Origin of the sequence: Priestia aryabhattai, assembly GCF_023715685.1 — a bacterium.
Taxonomy (GTDB): domain Bacteria; phylum Bacillota; class Bacilli; order Bacillales; family Bacillaceae_H; genus Priestia; species Priestia aryabhattai_B.
In genome coordinates this window covers 177,145-196,165 of record NZ_JAMBOQ010000001.1, presented here as the reverse complement: position 1 = coordinate 196,165, position 19,021 = coordinate 177,145, and the positions used below count along the sequence as shown (strand labels likewise).

Genomic DNA, 19,021 nt, shown 5'->3' with positions numbered 1-19,021 from the left:
ATTAAATTTGTCTTTCTGCCCAAAGTTCGATCAAAAACATTGGAAAGATAAATAAAATAATTTTATATATGATAACTAAGGGTTTATCGTTTTTTGTTAGTTTGTTAATGATAACGGAGACAGCTGGATATAGCAAGAAGCCAAATAAAACATGTATCTTAAACTCTTTTCGAAAATAGCGTACTGGATATCTAATTAGCTTATGAGGAATAACAAATCTGTCAACTATCCCGTTGGTGTACCCATTAAGTAGAAAAGTCAATATTGAGTCTTTCACGGGGGGGCTTTCTAAATAAAAAAGGTAAACCTGATAGAGTTAAAATAAATAGAACCCTCAAAAAACGCTTTTCAAATTTATTTTTTAATTAGTTTTATCTCCTTAATCATACTCGAATTGTCTTTTTGTATATTGTTAGTAGGTTCTCTTAAAAGGCTATTATGTATTCCAGAATTAATTTGGCACTGCTTATAAACGTACATTATGTTCACTAACTTTTTATATTCTATACAACATAAAAACGGAAAAAACTACTGCTCCTGTGCAGTAGTTTTCCTAGTCGTTGAAATATAGAAGTTATTATATTGATAATGCTCTATTGCATCTTGAGTAGTTTGCTCAAGTTATCAATAACTTATGTATTAAAAAACCCACCTGATTTATCAGAGGTAGGTTTTCTTTTAGAAACTCTATGTGTAATTAGTTTGCTCTACTTATTGCTCTTTATTCATAATGAGAAGGAACTACTAATATGGAATGAATCAGTATTTCCTTCTCATAGCATGTTGTAGGGTTTACTTAATGTGAAATCTTCACGTTTTATACGAATTTTATTATCAACAATCCGTGTTTTTTGACTTGTGAAGAGGTGGTGGAACTAACCAGCCTTTTTCTTTATTAAGTCGCAAAAACTTTCCACCAAGGGCTACTTTTTGCATGTGAATTTGACCAAACATTGCTGCAATATCTTCACGAATAGATTGGCCAATCAGTTGACTACAAGCCACTAGACCAGCAGCTATATCCATTGAAATAGCCGCAGCAACTTCGGGATCTTGAACACGTGCACCTACTGGAATATCATCTAAACAAGCTTCTGGACGTTCAGGCGGAGTTGGAGGTAAAGTCACTCCATTCTCTTTTAATAGCTTTTCTACACCTTTCATTTCCTGCTGACATTGTTCAATCGTTTCTTGTACCAACTTATGTAGATCCTTGTCTCCTACATGATTTAGAAATGTTTGATAACCAGCTACTAATCCTTTTGAAGCAGAAAGAAACGACCATGTTCCAAACACCTCACCATAATGCATCGGTTCATCTGTAGGATTTCCACTTAAAATACCCATTGTTATCCTCCTTAACATATTCATAATAATGTGCCACCTTTCTTACTGTGCACATGCTTAACGTCTCCATATCATGTTTTATTATTCTTCTAGATATAAAAAAGTAACTTTATCAGTGAATACAATCTACTGTTTTACGCATACTATTCAAGGTGCCTATAAGAGCATCAGTCACAATACCCTTGTTATACAGAGAGCTGCCTTCTTTGGCAGTTTTTTGTTTAATATATGCTTTATGTGGCTTTCTGCTTGTGATGATAAATAGAAAATTTCCATAATAAAAGAAAGAGTGGATACCCACTCTTTCTTCAGCCATCAATTATAAAGTTGTCTTAGAAACGTCCACCACCAAGTTGTTGCTCAGCCATTTGTACAAGACGTTTTGTGATTTCGCCACCTACTGATCCGTTTGCACGTGCAGTTGTGTCAGCACCAAGGTTTACACCAAATTCGCTAGCGATTTCATATTTCATTTGATCGATTGCTTGTTCAGCACCGTATACTAATAATTCGTTGTTGTTGCTGCTTTTGTTGTTTGCCATGTTGTGTCACCTCCTTGTTTTTCTTAAGTTTCCTATTGGACAAGAAGTGTATACATGGTAAATTATGGATGTATAGATCCTCATCCATTGACCATACTAAAGAGTAGAAACAAATTACGCTGTAAAAAGTGGAATTGCATGTTTCATTTCCTTGCGAAGAAAACTATCCTTGCCATGTGTAGGAAAAAGAATGACAACTCATTTGTCATTCTTTTTTTTTATTTCGTTTATCGTATGTAGAATGGTTCACCGCCACGGGAGTTAAGAAGAAGCCACCCTTCAACTTCACCATCAAATTTAGCATAAAAATATCTGTTATTTGAAGGAGAGGTTAATCTAATCAGATTCAACGAACCAATTGAATTATATTAGGTTAGGATACTGTATTTCCCTTAGCTAAGTAAAAGAGGTTCACATGTAGAAAAAGCTACCTGCTTATAGAGCAGGCAGCTAAAGCCATAAAGGGTATTAAATTTAAGTGTAAGTCTCAAAATTAACGAGAAGTACCTGATTGTCCTGAAAAACCACCAGCTAATTGTTGTTGAGCTGTTGCTACAAGACGTTTTGTGATTTCGCCACCTACTGAACCGTTTGCGCGTGCAGTCGCTTCAGCACCTAGGTTTACACCGAACTCGCTAGCGATTTCATATTTCATTTGATCGATTGCTTGTTCAGCACCACGTACTAATAAATCGTTGTTATTACCACTGTTGTTTGACATATTGTGTCACCTCCCTTGTGTGTATGCTTTTATCATCTGTATTAAGCGAAAATAGATACAAGGAAAGTATTGACTGAATAAAAGGTGTTTGAACTGTGATAATAAAGAAAGTGATGGATATATTTCTCTCCGCAAATAATCGAAATACCTCCTTCATTTCCTTGTTATCTAATATATAGTTGCCATGTGGGAAGAGGATTGCAATTGCTATTGCAATCCTCTTTTTAGAAAAAATTAACTTATCAATTAAAAAATAAAAACCAGCCTCTACTTATTAAAGGGCTCCAGAAAAGTTTCAAACCCAATTATTCACTATTAGTAGCGGAGAAACCCGAAGATTTTAAAGACCTTGTAGATTTTGCTTCTCAATATAAAATAATTTCTGGGAATACAACTATTTATATTTGTGAAAATTATGCTTGTCAGCAGCCAACTACAGACGTTCAACAAGCTATAAAAAAATTACTATAAATACAAAATGAAATTATTAACAAAAGGTACCATATCAATGGTTATTCTTATACTAAGCATAAAATTAAAAATGCAAGAGAGGAAGAGGTTATATTGTCAAAAACACGTCAGAAAAAAGAATATTGTAAAAAGTGCAGAAAAGAAACTATACATACCCTCACAGAAGATGCTTTAGAAATTAATTGTTATTGCCATGAATGTAATTCACAACACAATATTATAAAAACATTTTTTTAATCATTTCTTACAGTTTCACTTTTGAATAGACGAATAAATAACTATTTTCAGCTCTTTTAAAAAAGTTACTTTATGTAATCAGTGTTATCAATAAGAAAAGGAAATAATTTATAAGAGGTCTCTCTTTAGATATATCCTTAACCAAACTGAATACTCTCCTTCGCTATTGAATCTCATTTTGTACGATTATAGAAGCAGAGAAGAACGGGTAAAGTAACCGGGAAGGTTTTTAGTGGAGGTGAACGAAAAGTGAGTAGTAGGGAAAGAGACTTTATAACCATTGAAGATGAAAGAGGTATTGAAAAACAATATGTAGTTGAGGCTTTATTTGATATGAGAAATCAGACTTATGCTTTGTTGCAATCGAACGGGGAAGCGCTGTTAATGCGCGTTGAAGATGATAAGGGTGAACAATATCTTGTTGGATTGACCGATCCTGAGGAACGTGACTCCATTTTAGATGCTTATCAAATCGCTGTAGAGGCTACACCTGCTGACAAAGAATTTTGCTAATTTTATGAGGAGTGCTTTATGAAGAAGAAAATTGTAGATGCAACTCATTTGGAGCAAAAAAAGCAGATTGAAAAGGTTATCAATGGAATGACCTTTACGAAAAACTTCCGGTCTGCTACAGCAGAAGAATGGTACGTGTTTCTTCCAGGTTATGAAGATCCAAGAACAGGAGGAGCTGCAGGAAAAGCAATGATTCATTATAACCTTTATGGAAATAGAGATGTGTTTATTAACACCACAGTTATCTTAGATGATCCAGCACTATTTAGAGCAGAAATCCATCCTCTTGTTTATGCGATTGCAGATGAGCTGGTCAACAGGCTAGTTGGCTATGCTGATACCTTGCTATCGGTTCATGCCGGTGAAAACTCTTTTGATGCAGAATATAAACAAAACAATAATTAATCTTGATTTATTCAATTAAATCTTCTATTTAAAAACCTTTCCCAGTAATGGGATAGGTTTTTTAACCTTTGGCTAAATCTAATGCTTTATCTACCTTTTTTAAATCATGATTTACTTGCTCTTCAATATCATAGGCATGATACATTTCATGATCAATCATATATTGAGTGATCTTTTCATGAAGCTCAATAGCTTCGTCTACTTGCTTTTTAATACTTTGCGAACTTCTGGTATTGTCGTTTCCGTAAGGGCTATTTATTTAAACAATGATTGTCTAATTTTTTGAATGTTTTAGAAAAAGATGCCAGGGTATTACAAGTACCATAAACGAATTAATTGATATAAACCATTTTATATACTAGAAGGAGGAACTACTCATGACAAAAAATGTGATAGGCACGTATGATAATGAAGAAGCTATTGTAACAGCTATTCAAAACTTAAAAACACAAGGTTTTCAAGAGAAGGACCTTTCTCTGGTAACCAGCAAAGATATCGATAAAGAGGACTATTCGGGAGTAGAAAGCAAAGAGGGAATTGACGTAAAGAAGGTTGAAACCACAGCACAAGATCATCAAGATGAGTCGATTATGGATAAAATTAAACATATGTTTTCACCAGATCACCCTAAAGAGACTCAGAAAGATAAAGCAAGAGTAGAAAAGCGTTTAATTAACTTAGGTGTCCCACTTACAGAAGCAGGACCTTATGCAGATGATCTGCAAAAAGGAAAAGTATTATTGCTAGTAAGAGCTAATAGAGAGACAAAAACAAATCAGCTCTTAGGAAGTAGAGAGGATTCTCCTTTTGCAAAGGGTGACTCCGTTTATGATAAATCATTATACGGAGAACATCGTGAGCATGAATAGAAAGAAGAATAAAATTCGAGTTTGTGAGCAAACTAAGAACATTGGAACTCTAATTCCTTATATTCCCTTAAGTATGTGTTTTTTTAAAAGCTACTCATTCGAGTAGCTTTTTCTTTTTTATCGGAAATATTAGGAGAAAAGCTAACTTCTTGTATGAAAGCTTAAAAGGAGAGGAAGCTAAGAAAAAATTAGTTTTTATACGGAGGAACAGAAAATTGCAAAAAAAGAATCAATTAACATCTCCTGAAATTGCAAACTTATGGACACACTATATCCGTGAAACATTATCTGTATGTGTAAATAAATATATGCTTCACACGATCCAAGATCCTGAAATACATAGCCTTTTTCAAACAGCTCTTCAGTATTCACTTAACCATATAGATACCTTAAAAGCGTTATTTAAAAAAGAGAAGTTTCCTCTTCCTAACGGATTTACAGAAGAGGATCTTAATTTAGAAGCTCCTCCTTTATTTACGGACGTTTTGTGTCTCAAATCCCTCTATATGATGAGCACACATGGACACAATGAAATGAGCTTATCTTTTACAACTTCCCTACGTCAAGACGTTGTAGATTTTTATTATCAATGTAATCTTGATGCTATGGAGGTTTATAAGAGATCTAAGGACCTGCTTATTTCAAAACAACTTCATCAGCAACCACCTACCTATATAACACCTAAGAAGGCGGAACTGATTAAACAATGCCACTATGTAACAGATGTCTTCGGTAAGAAGAGACCGATGAATGCAATAGAAACTGGACATACTTATTTTAATTTACATAAAACAATGATTGCGAAAGCGATGATTCTTGGCTTTTCACAAGTTTCAAAAAATCAAAATGTACGAGCATTATTAGAAAAAAGCCTCCAAGTAAAAAACAAGCACATTGATATATTTTCATCCCTATTAACAAAAGACAACCTTCATTTACCTAAGTCATGCGAAACAGAGATTACAAATTCTACTGTTTCTCCTTTTTCAGATCGGCTTATGCTTCTCCAAACAGGTTTCTTATTTGGTGTAGCAGTAACTTATTATAACGCATCCCTCATCGCAAGTATGAGAGCTGATATTGCAGCCCATTGTGAAAAGGCAGCCTTGAATAGCTTATGGATATATAGTCGTATTGGGAAAGATATGATTGATAATCAGTGGATGGAACAACCTCCCCAAGCAGATGACCGTAAGAGATTAGATTATTAGACAAACATTCTCAGTGAATAATATTTAATCCCTGGAGCATACTACTACAGGTGATGTAAATCATCACTCCGTATAAGATTACGTGTAAACAGAAAAGGCTACTGTTCAGGAGCAGTAGTTTTTTTATTTTTAAGATGTATCTTCCATACACTCTTAGTTAACATATATAACTTTAAATTGTTAAACTAGGAATAGTTTTTCATATATTATGATTGTAGAGGAGTTTTCAATTTATTGTATGGCGGTGAAGCTATAGTTTATGCCTCATGGAATGGTTCAACAGAAACAGTCACTTGGCAGGTATTGGAGGGAACAACACCTTTTAAGTTATCAATAGTAGTACTACACAAACAGGTTGCATCGTCTGTGAAATAAATTAACTATTTTACAGCGCTCTGTCGCAAAGACTGAAAGTAAATCTCAAGTTTTTACACCAGAGTGCTTTCTATTATTATCCATTAAGGATTAGGGAATCTTGCGACTACTCTCTAATAAATATATAAAATATACTCGTACTAATTAAACATTCGTGTTAGGAATTATAACCAAGTTGTAGATTATTTGTATAATTTGTTGTTATTGTAGGATTAATTATTTGAAAATTTAGATATTAGATTAGATTTATTATTCATAACATACATACTTATTTTTTTGAAATTTATACAGATTTACTTGTTCTTTATTATTCTAAAGCCAATCAAATAGATAAAGGAGAGGATATATTTGAAAAATTATTATTTATATCGAGAGAAAAAAATAATGACTATGAAAACTGTTACTGAAATGACCGGATTGTCTGAGAGAAAAATTCGTTATTATGAAACTCAAAAACTTATTTTTCCTGAACGTACCTTCTCTGGTACCCGTAGGTATTCTTTTTCTGATATTGAGAGATTAATGGATATTGCAGAAAAAATAGAAGATGGAGTTCTTACACGAGAAATTCGAGATGATCTTTATAAAAGAAGAAAAAAGATATTAATACAAGAAACAAAACGATTATAGGTCAACTAAGAGCTCATTTTCCGCAAACCTAACTTAATAATTTTATCGTCAAGATTAATAATAATTATTACATTGCTTAAAATAAATAATTTAAAATCCTTTCTTCGCTATGCTTTTTACAATTTCCAGAAGGGTGAATTATATATGAAGGGAACAAATGATATGAAAATATTTATGAATCGGGTTATAAAAAACATTACTTGTATAGTTGAATTTGTTTATCTATATATGCTGCTCTCTTTTATAGAATTACAGGCTATTTTACTAAAATCATTGCAAATAAAATAGTCTTCTACCTTAAAAGATTCATAATATATATATCTTTAAAGATATATATATTATGAATCTTTTTGCTGATTTATTTATGGTTCTAACGTAAAAATTGAGGGCCGAAAATTAAGAGGTGATCAATAATTTTATGTAAAAATGAATTTTCTTTTCTTATAGAAATTGTTCATTAGTTTGTTTTAAACATCATTTTTAGTTCTGTGCGAGCTTAATTACAATCAATATGAGATCTTGTCGCAAAGCGCTGACTATACAGAAACAAGGAAGTGTGCAGGTTACTCTTCGTTAGGGAATAAAGCTTGAACAAGAACTGTTATAAACTCATTCATAGGAAGACCTTCTTTCTTTAGGATGGTTGAAGTTACTTAATTTTCTAAGAAAAGTCCTTCCTTTTTGTACTTATTCATTTACACAAGATATTTTACGCTATCTTACGCCTTTCCTTTAATTTAAAACATTAAGGTTTATTATTAAAAAACTTATTTTTGACAAATAATATATTTACTTTAAATTAAAGGAGGGAAAAACATGAAGATTTTCCTAGCAATAATTATTGTCTTTTTATTATCTACTTTAAACCTCTTGTTAATGGATTTTCTATTAGGTTTTAGTTTCCATGATTCATTTATGCACCTTCTAAACCCTTTTTGGGTAATGAGTAATGCTGAATATATCATGTTAGCTGTACTTTTTCTTATTGTCATTGGCCAGCAAATTTTTATGATTATAAAAAAGAAAAAAGAGAAACGATACCATCCTAATTAGTTTTTTTCTTCACGTAGTTCCGAATGATGGAGATAACCAGCATAAACAAAGGAATAACAATAAAAAAAGGAACATGAAAATATTTTAATGTAATAGTAAACCCCTCTTCTAAATGCTCTGAAAAACTGGAGGCGATTGTCATGGATAGAAAAACCAAAATGAATCCTATAGGAAGAATGATTTGCTGGCGGTTCTTCACCTTAAATAAGTCAGTGATTCCAATGATAGCTCCATACATAAAAATAGATGCTTTGAAAAAAACGGTCATTAACAGTGTGAAAACTACAATAGCATCCAGCCTTTCAATAAAATCAAATAGATTGACTTTTCCAATCGTAGCCAAGGTAGGAAATGTAGATCTTTGCATTACATCCAAGCCTAGAATCGACATATTTAAAGCAGCTGTCCAGCTTAAGATCAAGCCACTTGAAATTAAGGCAGATAACCATACCTTTTTTATTAGTTTAGGACGATTCAAATACGGTAGTAACATCGTAAATACGAGCATTTCACCAAATGGAAAAGACACAATAGGAGGAAACGCTGTAGTTAAAATGGGCTTCCAGCCATGTTCAAGAAAGGGTCGGATATGATTGAAATCAATATCTCCAGATACGAGGATAAAGAAATTCCCCCCTAACCCAAATAAGAGTAAAATGACGATAAATACTTCTGCCGTTCTCCCTACTACCTCAATCCCTAGGTAAATGACATAACACATGACAAGAATAAGCGAGAGATTAATTGCTAGTAATGGGGTTTCTGGTAAAGTGGACGAAGTCAGTAAGTCTCCAAAATCCCGTACATTTCTGGCTGCAATATATAAAAAGAACAAACAGTATAATAATCCTAGCACCCATCCAAGGTATTTACCAAATATCTTTCTGATATAACCGGTAAGTGGAAGGGTCGGATATTGACAAAATAACGTATAGTAAACAAAGAATAAGACTATGCCTCCCCCCATCCCAAAAAGGATAGCAAGCCAAGCATCTTTCCTAGCGGGTATTCCATAACTTACGATTAATGCAGTCCCTAAATCGAAAATAAACATCAGGGCAAAGAGTTGAATCACGCTTATTTTCGCTTTCTCCATCTTTGTAGATTACCTCCTTTCTTTACGGTTTTTAAAGCCGTCTTTTTTCTTTCATATTGGCTAATAACTTTCTCAATGTTCAATAATAGAATCAGTCTAAACGCATTACTAATTCATTTTCCTTTTAAAATGCTTACGTATAATCGAAACTAACAACAGCAATACGGGAAGAATGATAAGAGGAATAAAAGCAAAGTAATTAAAAAGAAAACCTTCTTCCGTATGTTCTGAAAAACTAGAAGCCATGGTGAGAGATAAAAAGATAACAACCGTTCCTATCGGTAAAAGAATCTGATGATAATTGTTTAATTTGAATAAATCAGCTATACCAATGACCGCAGTATATAAATAGATGGATGCTTTGAAAAAGACAGTAATCAATAAAGTAAATACCACAATGGCATCCAGTCTTTCTATAAAATCAAACAGATTGACTTTCCCAACTGCTTTTAACATAGGAAACGTCGAACGGTTCATTACATCTAGACCAAGAACAGAGATATTTAACAATACGGTCCAGCTTAAAATCAACCCACTTGAAATCACAGCCCCCAACCAGACTCTCTTTGCTAATTGAGGGCGATTTAAATACGGTAATAGCATCGTAAAAGCAATCATTTCGCCAAATGGGAAAATGAGTAGGTGGGGAAAAGCTGTGGTGAAGATAGGTTTCCATCCGTGTTCAAGAAAGGGACGTATCTGGTGAAAATCAACATCTCCTGATATCAGGACAAAAAAATTCCCGGCTGCTCCAAGTAAGAGCAAAATAACAAAAAATACTTCTGCTGTTCTCCCTAATACTTCCACACCTAGATAAATGACATAGCACATCACAAGCACAAGTGTAATATTGATTACCAATAATGGAGTTTCTGATAAGGTGGATGAAACCAATAGATCTCCAAACTCACGTACATTTCTCCCGCAAATGTACAAAAAGGTGAGACAATATAACAAACCAATAATCCATCCAATATATTTGCCAAATATCTCTCTTATATATCCAGTGAAGAGCAAATTCGGATATTGACGAAATAGAATAAAATAGACAAAAGATAAAATAACACCACCACATATCGCCAAAAGAATAGACAGCCAAGCGTCCTTTCCAGCAGATGTCCCATAACTAACGACTAGCGCTGTTCCCAACTCAAAGATAAACATGAGGGCAAACAGTTGAATGACACTTATTTTCGCTTTCTCCATCGATCAAACAACCCCTTTCTTTGCCCCTTGTGGTTAGATTTGTTATTTGCTTATATAGGATTTGGTTGTCATTCCTGTTCGGCGAATAATTGCCTGTACATTCACATGAACTTCTGTTTCCGGAAAGATGTCTTTTTCCCATGACGTCTCTATATTTTTCCATACATGTTTGTCTGCCATATTAACTATTTCACCAAAATTGAAGATATCACTTTTTTGTTTTTGTGCTTTTTTTACTGTCAGTAATACTTCCTGTTTAATCTCTTCTTCTAGTTGTTCATCTAGTTGGCCAAGGACTAGCGATTTACCAAGGTCCTTAGAACAATTATTTTCTAAGACAGCGCCTTCGGCATGAACGGTAATATAGATAACTGGTTTCTGATGTTTGATTGTTACATGAGTAGATGATTTGGCACGTGAAATTTCAATTGCAGTGGCTTCCTTTTTCTTTCCACAGTTAAGATTCATCACAGTTCGTTTCATTTCATTTGTAATCCAAGTCACTCCTCGTGCAGCATGCCCATCCAACCATTTTTCCAACTTCCCATTTTTAAAAAGAGCCATTCCTTTTATTTCAATCTGCGCGCGTGGGGAAATTTGTTGCGTATTTGTTGTGGCATTTCCACTCTTCGTCTCTCCATTAATCTCAACACCTGTGACCATTACACTTCCTTCTTTTAGTCCTTGAATCACCTGATCTGCACGTGTACTTTTATATGCTCCCCAGTCTTCTTCAGAAGACTTTAATGCATCCCCAATTTTTGCAGAAGGGATGGCTTCTAAAGCTGTTGTGACTTCTAGCGTTTCTTTTGCTGTAACATGCCCTCTTGCAATTAAAACTGGAAAAAGGACGCGAAATTGGGCATCACGTTCAATCATATCAAACAAATCTTCAATTCCTTCTTTCGCTACCCTTTCACCAATCACCAAAACTTGAAGGTGAGGAAAGAAAAGCTCTCCAGGTGACTTTGTTGAAATCTTTCGAAGGGTCTCAGCAAGGGTGCTTCCTGTTTCAGTAAAGGTTGTCACAGGCGAAGCTTGAACTTTCCCCCCCTGTTGTCCACCAGCGACTTGTGAAGGGTTGATGATTTGAACTGTCACTTTATATCTGTTTTTTACGGCGTCACCGCCTTTATCAATGGCCATTCCTGATACGATACTCAGTTGCTGTAACTCTTCGCGGTCCCAGCACCCTGACAATAAGACTAATAATGCACAAAGTAAAAGAAGCATCAGTGGTTTATGTCTCATCGGAATCCCTCTTTGACTCATGTTGTTTCATGCCACCTTCTCTTGGTGAAGGTTCACGATTGTAGTTATCATCTGTCCTCTTCGTTTTTACCTGACTAATTAAACGAGGACGTTTAGACATAAAAGGTAAGGGAAAACGGAAAATAGAATCTTTTTGATCAGCTATAATAATGGGTGCAAAAGGTGCTAAATACGGAATACCAAATGAACGCAAACTACACGTATGAGCTACTAGCATGATTACACCTAAGCCAATTCCATATAGTCCAAAAAAACTTGCCAAGATCATCATTCCGAATCGAAGTAAACGAGTAGCATCTGTCATCGCATAATGAGGGATAGTGAAACTGGCAATGGCTGTGGCGGCCACGACAATAACCATCGCGCTAGAAACAATTCCAGCCGAAACAGCTGCTTCTCCCAATACAAGAGCCCCTACAATAGAAACAGCCTGACCAACGGGACGCGGCATACGAACACCGGCTTCTCGCAACACCTCGAACGTGAACTCCATCAATAACGCTTCTATAATAATGGGAAAGGGAATGCTTTGACGCTGTGCTGCCAAATTAATTAACAACGGTGTTGGAATTAATTCCGGATGGAATGAAAGAAACGCAATAAATAACGATGGACCAAGAAGAGTGATTAAAAAAGAAATAATTCTTAACACTCGCAGAAAGCTAGCCATCGTCCAGCGTAAATAATAGTCCTCCGCGGTCTGGAAAAATTGATTCCATGTCGCAGGGACAATAAGAGGCGTAGGTGTTTCATTTACAAAAATTACGACTCTTCCTTCCAATAGATTTCCTGCCACTACATCGGGGCGTTCGGTTATAAAAACAGTGGGCCAAGGGGTCCAGGTTTCATCTGTAATCCATTCTTCAATCGTATTCGACCCTTGGACTTCATCTACTTCTATTTTACTGAGCCTCTCTTTTATTTCTGTAAGAAGCTTATCATTGACAACTCCTTTTACATACATCAAACCAACGCCTGTTTGCGTGATTTTTCCCATTTCTTTCGTTTCCAACCAAAGATTAGGACTTTTAATTCGCCGACGAATCATGGCTGTATTACTAATAAGAGACTCTGTAAAGCTATCTCGAGGGCCTCGGACAGACGATTCAGTCACAGGTTCCGAAATGGCTCTAAGGTCCCCCCCTTGCGCGGAACAGGCTAACCCTTGATCCCATCCATCTACTAGTACGATTGTTTCTCCCGATAAAAGATGAAGAAAAAGTTTATCAAAATTTGTTACTTCCCCCACATTTGTAATGGTTAATATGTGTTCTTTTATGAACGTCCCTAATTCACTTGGTCCATAAGGATCTTCTTTTTCAATCATATCTACATCATTCATCAGTCTTTCTATAATGGAGTTTCCCAGAATTTCTTTGTCCGTTAATCCATTTATATAAATAGAAGCTACTTTACATAAAAAAGGTTTTCCCATTTTAAAATCCCGAACCACTAAATCTCCACTATTACCTAAAGAATCCTTTACTTTCGTAAGATTTTCAGCTAAAGATGAACTAAGAACCCCGTTATTTGAAGTCGCTTCTTCATACTGAGGGCCCATTTTTTTGGGTTTTCTGGCTTTTTTTATCAAGCGATTCCATGCGCTGTTCATATTTTAATAACCCCCCACTTTTGAATGTCATCGAATGAAGAGGACAATGGATTTTTCCAATATTCACTAGTAATTTTTCCTTATATTACTTTTTTATACATTCATTCAGCCTTCATTAACTTGTTACAAAGGAAAGTAACTAACGTAGCATAAAATTCACTATAATGTGATAACTGGATTTGGATTGAATGGACCTGCCAATATCTCTATTCGTTAGATCGTTTTGGTCGTAATAAAGAAGAAATCCTGCAAGAGTAGAATGCCATCAAAAAAGAGGGTGAGGCGGACATTGCAGTCTTGGATATGCCATTGTTGGATACAGCTCAGTATAAGACTAGGCTAGTTTTGGAACATTTATTGCGGATTTAATTCTGCAAATTCTGTCTTGGATGCTCCAAGAAGAAAGAGATCGTATTCGCAAGTATCAAGGAGCGGGAATTGATGCTGCGCTGAATAAGGAGATAACTTTTGAAAGACCTAAAGCTCAAGTTAGCCAGGAGTTTATTGAAGTTTATAAATGGTGGAAATAAAAGTGAATCAAAACTGTACAAGCCATGAAAGAAGCAAATATGAAGAAAACAACATTTTATAAAGTAGTAAAGCAATATGAAAGTACTTTAAAAAAGGTCACTTTATAATAGAAGAAACTCTCCAAAAAGAAGCCTTTGCTATAATTAGCAAGGGCTTTCAAATTTGGGAGAATCATAATGAATATGACTAAGTTAAAAGGTATTTTTTAAATTTTAGGACTAATGATTATATTTTCCTGTGTCTAAGCAGTAAGTTTTGAATCGTTACTATCTTTAGATGCTTGATCTTTATTTCTTAAGAGGAATGCACCAAATAGAGTAAAGACAGTGACGATAATCCCCATGATTAAGTATGTCTGACGAAATCCAATTGAATCGTATAGATTTCCTACAATAGGAGAGAGTATAACAGCCCCTAGCTGCATCGCAAATTGGTATCCAACTAAATATAAGATTGAAGAGAATTTCGTATCAAAATGTGTAGCAAGATACTTAAAGACAGAAACTATAATAATTGCAAACTCTGGTGCGTTAAGAAGCTTAATAAATGAAATGCTGTATGGATCTGATACTAACCCTGAGCCTGCCACGCGTAAAATCATAATGATTCCTGCTAAAATTAAACCTCCTTTAGGACCTACTTTACGGACAATCAATGGAGCAACTAATAACATACCGGACTCTAAAAAGACCTGACCGGCATTCAAGTAACCAAATATTTGGTTTCCTAATTGTTCTGTTGGGAACAGAGAGGCATAATATACAGGGAATTGTTGGTCAAAAACATTATAAATACAGCCCGTCCCGAGCATGAAAATCATAAAAATCCAGAAATCTTTTCGTTTAAATAAACTACCCAAATCTTGAATAGAAAGGGACTTTGCCTTCTTTTCTTCAATAGTGGATACTTCTACTTTTGTAAGGAAAATAACAAGTAATAAGATAATGCCTGATCCCGATGCAATCCAAAAGTTGATATCAGGGTTAATATTAAGCATTCGTCCCCCTATGGCAGCTGCAACGGCAGCCCCTATTGATCCCCAAAGTCTTGCACGACCGAATTCAAACTCATACTTTCTACCAACTTTTTCGATATATGACTCGATAGCTGAGATACCAGCTAAAAAGGTAATTGCAAGATAAGCCCCACCTGTAAGGGCTCCTACCCAAAAATTCCAGTTTAAAAGAGGTTGATAGATAAAAATTAGAAATGGTCCAGATAAAATAACCAAAACTGAAATGAAGTATAATAAATTCTTTCGTAACCCCAATTTATCGGAGATATATCCATACAGAGGTTGAAAAAGCATAGTAAAGACAGCGTTTACAGAAAAAACAATACCCGTTTGTGCTCCGGAAAGGTGAAGACTTTGTCCCAACCAGATAGCAAAAAAAGTAAAAATAGAGGCAATAGATAAGAAGAATAAGAAAAAGAAACTGCTTAGCTTCCAGTAAAGTTTATTGTTTTGCATATTTAAATCCCCTTTGCTGTTTATGTATCTAAATTTTATTTAGAAAGCGTTTTCGATTTGATTGTATTATATATGGTACCGATTTCATATGTCAATAAGAAAATAATTTTAAAAAATACCTTTAAACAAAGGTTTATTTAAATATAAAATATTTTCTGTTTTGGTATTGATTTCTTATTTGTAGAATAAATACTTTTAATATACTGATTTATTAATGATGAAAATTTCTATAAAAAAATTCTATTTTAAAGAGTCGCAGTAATTCTAATGGTATTCTTGTTGAATAGACGGTATAAAGCTGGTAGAGAGTTGCAAACGAATTCATTCATTGCATTTTGACTCTTTTTTAACGTAAAATAAGTATGAAACTGATTTCAGTTAGTGATGGAGTGATAAACAAATGCCTACAATATATGACGTAGCAAAATTATCGGGGTTATCAAAAACAACTGTTTCCCGTGTTATAAACAATCATTCGTATGTTTCAGAAGAGAAAAAAAATCTTGTGATAAAAGCAATGAAAGAGCTTAACTATACCCCAAACCCTTCGGCAAGAAGGTTAAGAGGGCAAGTAATGACTACAATTGGTGTAATTGTACCAAGAATTATAAATCCATTTTTCTCTTATTTAGTAGACTCAATTGAACAAGTTGCTTATAAAAACGGCTATCATGTATTAATTTTTCAAAGTAATGAAGATAAAGAGAAAGAATTAGCTTTTTTAAACTTACTAAAAACAAAGCAAGTTGACGGAATTATTATGACCTCCATTGAAAATGAGTGGAGTATCATAGAACCGTTTATCGAATATGGTCCTATTTTGTTATGCAATGAATATGTAAACAATGCAAATGTTCCAATTGTTCGATTAGATCAATACAAGGGTGCCTATATAGGTGTAAAGCATTTACTTGAAAAAGGCCATCGGAAAATTGGATACTGCACAGGTGGTTTGTTCGCTGAGGAAGGTAAGGACAAGGACCGGAATCAAGGTTATCAAAAAGCACTTCAAGAGGCAGGAATTGAGCCAGATCCAAAATGGATTTTTGTCAATCAACATAGTATTGAAGACGGCAAAAAGGTAATTAAAAAAATCTTGACGATGGAGGATCGCCCAACGGCTATATTTACAGGAAGTGATGAAATTGCTGGGGGAATGATGATTGAAGCCAAAGAGTCGGGGATAAGAATACCTAATGATTTAGCGATTATTGGCTTTGATGATCAACCTCTTGCACAAATGGTAGATCCAAAGCTAACAACTATTCGACAACCTATTGATCAGATGGGGATAAAAGCAATGGAAACCCTTATTGATATGTTGAATGATTCTGAATTAAAAGTGGAAACTTTTGAACTCCCAATTGAGCTGGTTGTTCGAAGTTCAACATAACAGGAGATAACATATGAAGGTGAGAGCTGAACTTATTAGTTCTCACCATTTTTGAAAAAATTTCAGAAAAATGATTGAAACCGTTCCCATAATGTAATACAATAAATTTACCTTAAAGGAGAATACAGTTTCTCTATATTTAGCTATTTATGGCACACTTAAAATAAAGAGTTTAAGTTAAATATAGAAGTATGAGGGTGAAGGGTTATATCAGATTTTTTAATAGCATAAATTTTTTTAATCATATATGGTATCGATACCATAAGAACGAAGAATAAGTACATAATTTTAATATAAATATATTGGAGCTGATAAGAAATGGTTCAACTAAGTGAAAGAAAGAATGAAGAAAGCGCTACAATAAAGAATAGACAATGGTGGAAGGAATCAGTTGTATATCAAATTTATCCTAAAAGTTTTTATGATTCTAATGGGGATGGAATTGGTGACTTAAAAGGAGTTATTCAAAAGTTAGATTACTTAAAAGAGTTAGGTATTGACGTTATTTGGCTAAGTCCAGTTTATAAATCACCAATGGATGATAACGGATATGACATCTCTGATTATCAAGCAATTGCAGAGGAATTTGGCTCTATGCAAGATATGGATCTACTAATTGATGAAGCTAAAAAAAGAGATATAAAAATTATTATGGATTTAGTAGTTAACCATACTTCGGATGAACATGAATGGTTCCTAGAATCAAAAAGCGATGTAAATCATCCTAAAAGAGATTGGTATATTTGGAGAAATGGAAAAGAAGATGGTGCTCCACCTAATAATTGGCGATCTATTTTTGGCGGTTCCTGCTGGGAGTATGATGAACAAACCGGACAGTATTATCTTCATGCATTTTCTAAAAAGCAACCTGATCTTAATTGGGAAAACCGTGATCTTCGAGATGCCGTCTATAAAATGGTCACATGGTGGTTAGATAAAGGAATTAGCGGCTTTAGAGTAGATGCCATTACATTTATAAAAAAAAGACAAGACTTTGAAGATATATTTGCTAATTCGCAAGACGCAATGAATGTAATTGAAACAAATCAAGAAGGCATTCATGAATTTTTAAGTGAACTAAGTAAAGAAGCTTTTACTTCACGTGATATCTTAACTGTGGCGGAAGCACCTGGAGTATCACACAAAGAATTGCCTATTTATGCAGGAGAAGATGGGCATTTTAGTATGCTTTTTGAATTCGATCATGTTGATCTAGATATAGGCAAAGAAGGAAAATGGTATGAACCGTATAATTGGAACCTACTTGATTTCAAAAAAGCCATTTCTGACAGTCAAACTTTCTATAACGACACAGGCTGGGGGGCACTTTATTTAGAAAACCATGACCAGCCTCGTTCCTTAAACAAATTTATTAAACAAGAAGATATAGGACCTATTTCAGCAAAAATGTTAGCTACTGTCTATTTCCTATTAAAAGGGACGCCATTTATCTATCAAGGGCAAGAAATCGGAATGACAAACGTAGAGTATCCATCGATTGAGCATTATAATGACTTAGCGTCAATCGATCAATATTACTCTGCACTGAAAGAAGGATTTTCAAAAGAGGAAGCATTAGCAGCGATCTGGAGACGCAGCCGTGATAATTCTCGAACACCTATGCAGTGGAATTATTCTGAATATGCAGGGTTTAGCCAAGGCACACCATGGATAGAGATAAATCCAAATTACTCTTCTATTAACGTCGAGAATGCTTTAAAAGATAGTAATTCTTTATTTTATTTCTATAAAAGCTTAATTAGTTTAAGAAAAAGCAGTCCATATTCAGATGTCATTGGTTTTGGTAAATACGAAGATATGTTTGAAGATAGTCTACAAATCATGGCTTACACGAGGGAGTTTAACGATAAAAAAATAGCAGTGATTGCTAACTTTGATAATAAAGAAGTAACTCTAAACTTAGATTTTAATATAAAAAAAGTTATTTTATCGAACTATGATCGTTTAGAATTACACCTAAATCAGATAAAATTACGACCTTACGAGTCCATTGTTTGTGAAATCGATTCATCATTTTAATCTATTTTTATCACAATTAACTCATT

General features: G+C 34.3%; 17 protein-coding genes. 8 read left to right on the top strand and 9 right to left on the bottom strand.

The features are described from left to right. Position 1 precedes the first annotated feature (1 nt). The 4 genes from M3225_RS29405 to M3225_RS00970 form a co-directional block, all read right to left on the bottom strand. Complete coding sequence (locus M3225_RS29405; protein ID WP_308215712.1) at positions 2-277, bottom strand: CBO0543 family protein; 276 nt, start codon at positions 275-277, stop codon at positions 2-4. 557 nt (positions 278-834) lie between these two features. Continuing rightward, positions 835-1,347, bottom strand: coding sequence for a DUF3231 family protein (locus tag M3225_RS00980; RefSeq protein ID WP_251390436.1), 513 nt, complete (start codon positions 1,345-1,347; stop codon positions 835-837). A 332-nt stretch (positions 1,348-1,679) separates the two neighbouring features. After that, complete coding sequence (locus M3225_RS00975; protein ID WP_013084404.1) at positions 1,680-1,889, bottom strand: alpha/beta-type small acid-soluble spore protein; 210 nt, start codon at positions 1,887-1,889, stop codon at positions 1,680-1,682. A gap of 493 nt (positions 1,890-2,382) precedes the next feature. After that, positions 2,383-2,610 carry an alpha/beta-type small acid-soluble spore protein gene (locus M3225_RS00970; RefSeq protein ID WP_061860437.1) on the bottom strand — a complete coding sequence of 76 codons (228 nt, stop codon included), beginning with the start codon at positions 2,608-2,610 and terminating at the stop codon, positions 2,383-2,385. 957 nt (positions 2,611-3,567) lie between these two features. On the opposite strand from M3225_RS00970, the gene M3225_RS00965 reads away from it, so the two are divergent. From M3225_RS00965 to M3225_RS00940, 6 genes are all read left to right on the top strand, one after another. Continuing rightward, on the top strand, positions 3,568-3,831 hold the full coding sequence (locus tag M3225_RS00965) for a DUF1292 domain-containing protein (RefSeq protein WP_251390435.1): 264 nt from the start codon (positions 3,568-3,570) through the stop codon (positions 3,829-3,831). An 18-nt stretch (positions 3,832-3,849) separates the two neighbouring features. Further along, entirely contained in the window at positions 3,850-4,236 is a 387-nt protein-coding gene (locus M3225_RS00960; RefSeq protein ID WP_251390433.1) for a hypothetical protein, read from the top strand. Between the two features lie 377 nt (positions 4,237-4,613). Beyond that, positions 4,614-5,105, top strand: coding sequence for a general stress protein (locus M3225_RS00955; RefSeq protein WP_251390431.1), 492 nt, complete (start codon positions 4,614-4,616; stop codon positions 5,103-5,105). Between the two features lie 215 nt (positions 5,106-5,320). After that, the gene (locus M3225_RS00950) at positions 5,321-6,316 is read left to right on the top strand and encodes a DUF3231 family protein (protein ID WP_251390429.1); all 996 of its coding nucleotides are present in this window, start codon (positions 5,321-5,323) and stop codon (positions 6,314-6,316) included. Between the two features lie 723 nt (positions 6,317-7,039). After that, the gene (locus M3225_RS00945; protein ID WP_251390426.1) at positions 7,040-7,321 is read left to right on the top strand and encodes a MerR family transcriptional regulator; all 282 of its coding nucleotides are present in this window, start codon (positions 7,040-7,042) and stop codon (positions 7,319-7,321) included. An 816-nt stretch (positions 7,322-8,137) separates the two neighbouring features. Continuing rightward, positions 8,138-8,374, top strand: a complete 237-nt coding sequence (locus M3225_RS00940; protein ID WP_251390424.1) for a hypothetical protein — start codon at positions 8,138-8,140, stop codon at positions 8,372-8,374. Here the strand turns inward: M3225_RS00940 and M3225_RS00935 are convergent. The 5 genes from M3225_RS00935 to M3225_RS00910 all read right to left on the bottom strand — a co-directional run bounded on the left by M3225_RS00935 (position 8,367) and on the right by M3225_RS00910 (position 15,562). Beyond that, a complete protein-coding gene (locus M3225_RS00935) occupies positions 8,367-9,470 on the bottom strand; it encodes a GerAB/ArcD/ProY family transporter (protein ID WP_251390422.1) in 1,104 nt (367 codons plus the stop codon). The genes M3225_RS00940 and M3225_RS00935 overlap by 8 nt on opposite strands. A 108-nt stretch (positions 9,471-9,578) precedes the next feature. Next, positions 9,579-10,676, bottom strand: coding sequence for a GerAB/ArcD/ProY family transporter (locus M3225_RS00930; protein WP_251390421.1), 1,098 nt, complete (start codon positions 10,674-10,676; stop codon positions 9,579-9,581). A gap of 42 nt (positions 10,677-10,718) precedes the next feature. After that, on the bottom strand, positions 10,719-11,948 hold the full coding sequence (locus M3225_RS00925) for a Ger(x)C family spore germination protein (RefSeq protein WP_251390418.1): 1,230 nt from the start codon (positions 11,946-11,948) through the stop codon (positions 10,719-10,721). Next, positions 11,917-13,560, bottom strand: coding sequence for a spore germination protein (locus tag M3225_RS00920; protein ID WP_251390416.1), 1,644 nt, complete (start codon positions 13,558-13,560; stop codon positions 11,917-11,919). Before M3225_RS00920 ends, M3225_RS00925 begins: the two co-directional genes overlap by 32 nt. Positions 13,561-14,332: 772 nt before the next feature. Next, a complete protein-coding gene (locus M3225_RS00910) occupies positions 14,333-15,562 on the bottom strand; it encodes an MFS transporter (protein WP_251390414.1) in 1,230 nt (409 codons plus the stop codon). A 400-nt stretch (positions 15,563-15,962) separates the two neighbouring features. Between M3225_RS00910 and M3225_RS00905 the strand changes: the two genes are divergently transcribed. Further along, complete coding sequence (locus M3225_RS00905; RefSeq protein WP_251390412.1) at positions 15,963-16,955, top strand: LacI family DNA-binding transcriptional regulator; 993 nt, start codon at positions 15,963-15,965, stop codon at positions 16,953-16,955. A 318-nt stretch (positions 16,956-17,273) separates the two neighbouring features. Then, entirely contained in the window at positions 17,274-18,995 is a 1,722-nt protein-coding gene (locus M3225_RS00900; RefSeq protein WP_251390410.1) for a glycoside hydrolase family 13 protein, read from the top strand. Positions 18,996-19,021 lie beyond the last annotated feature (26 nt).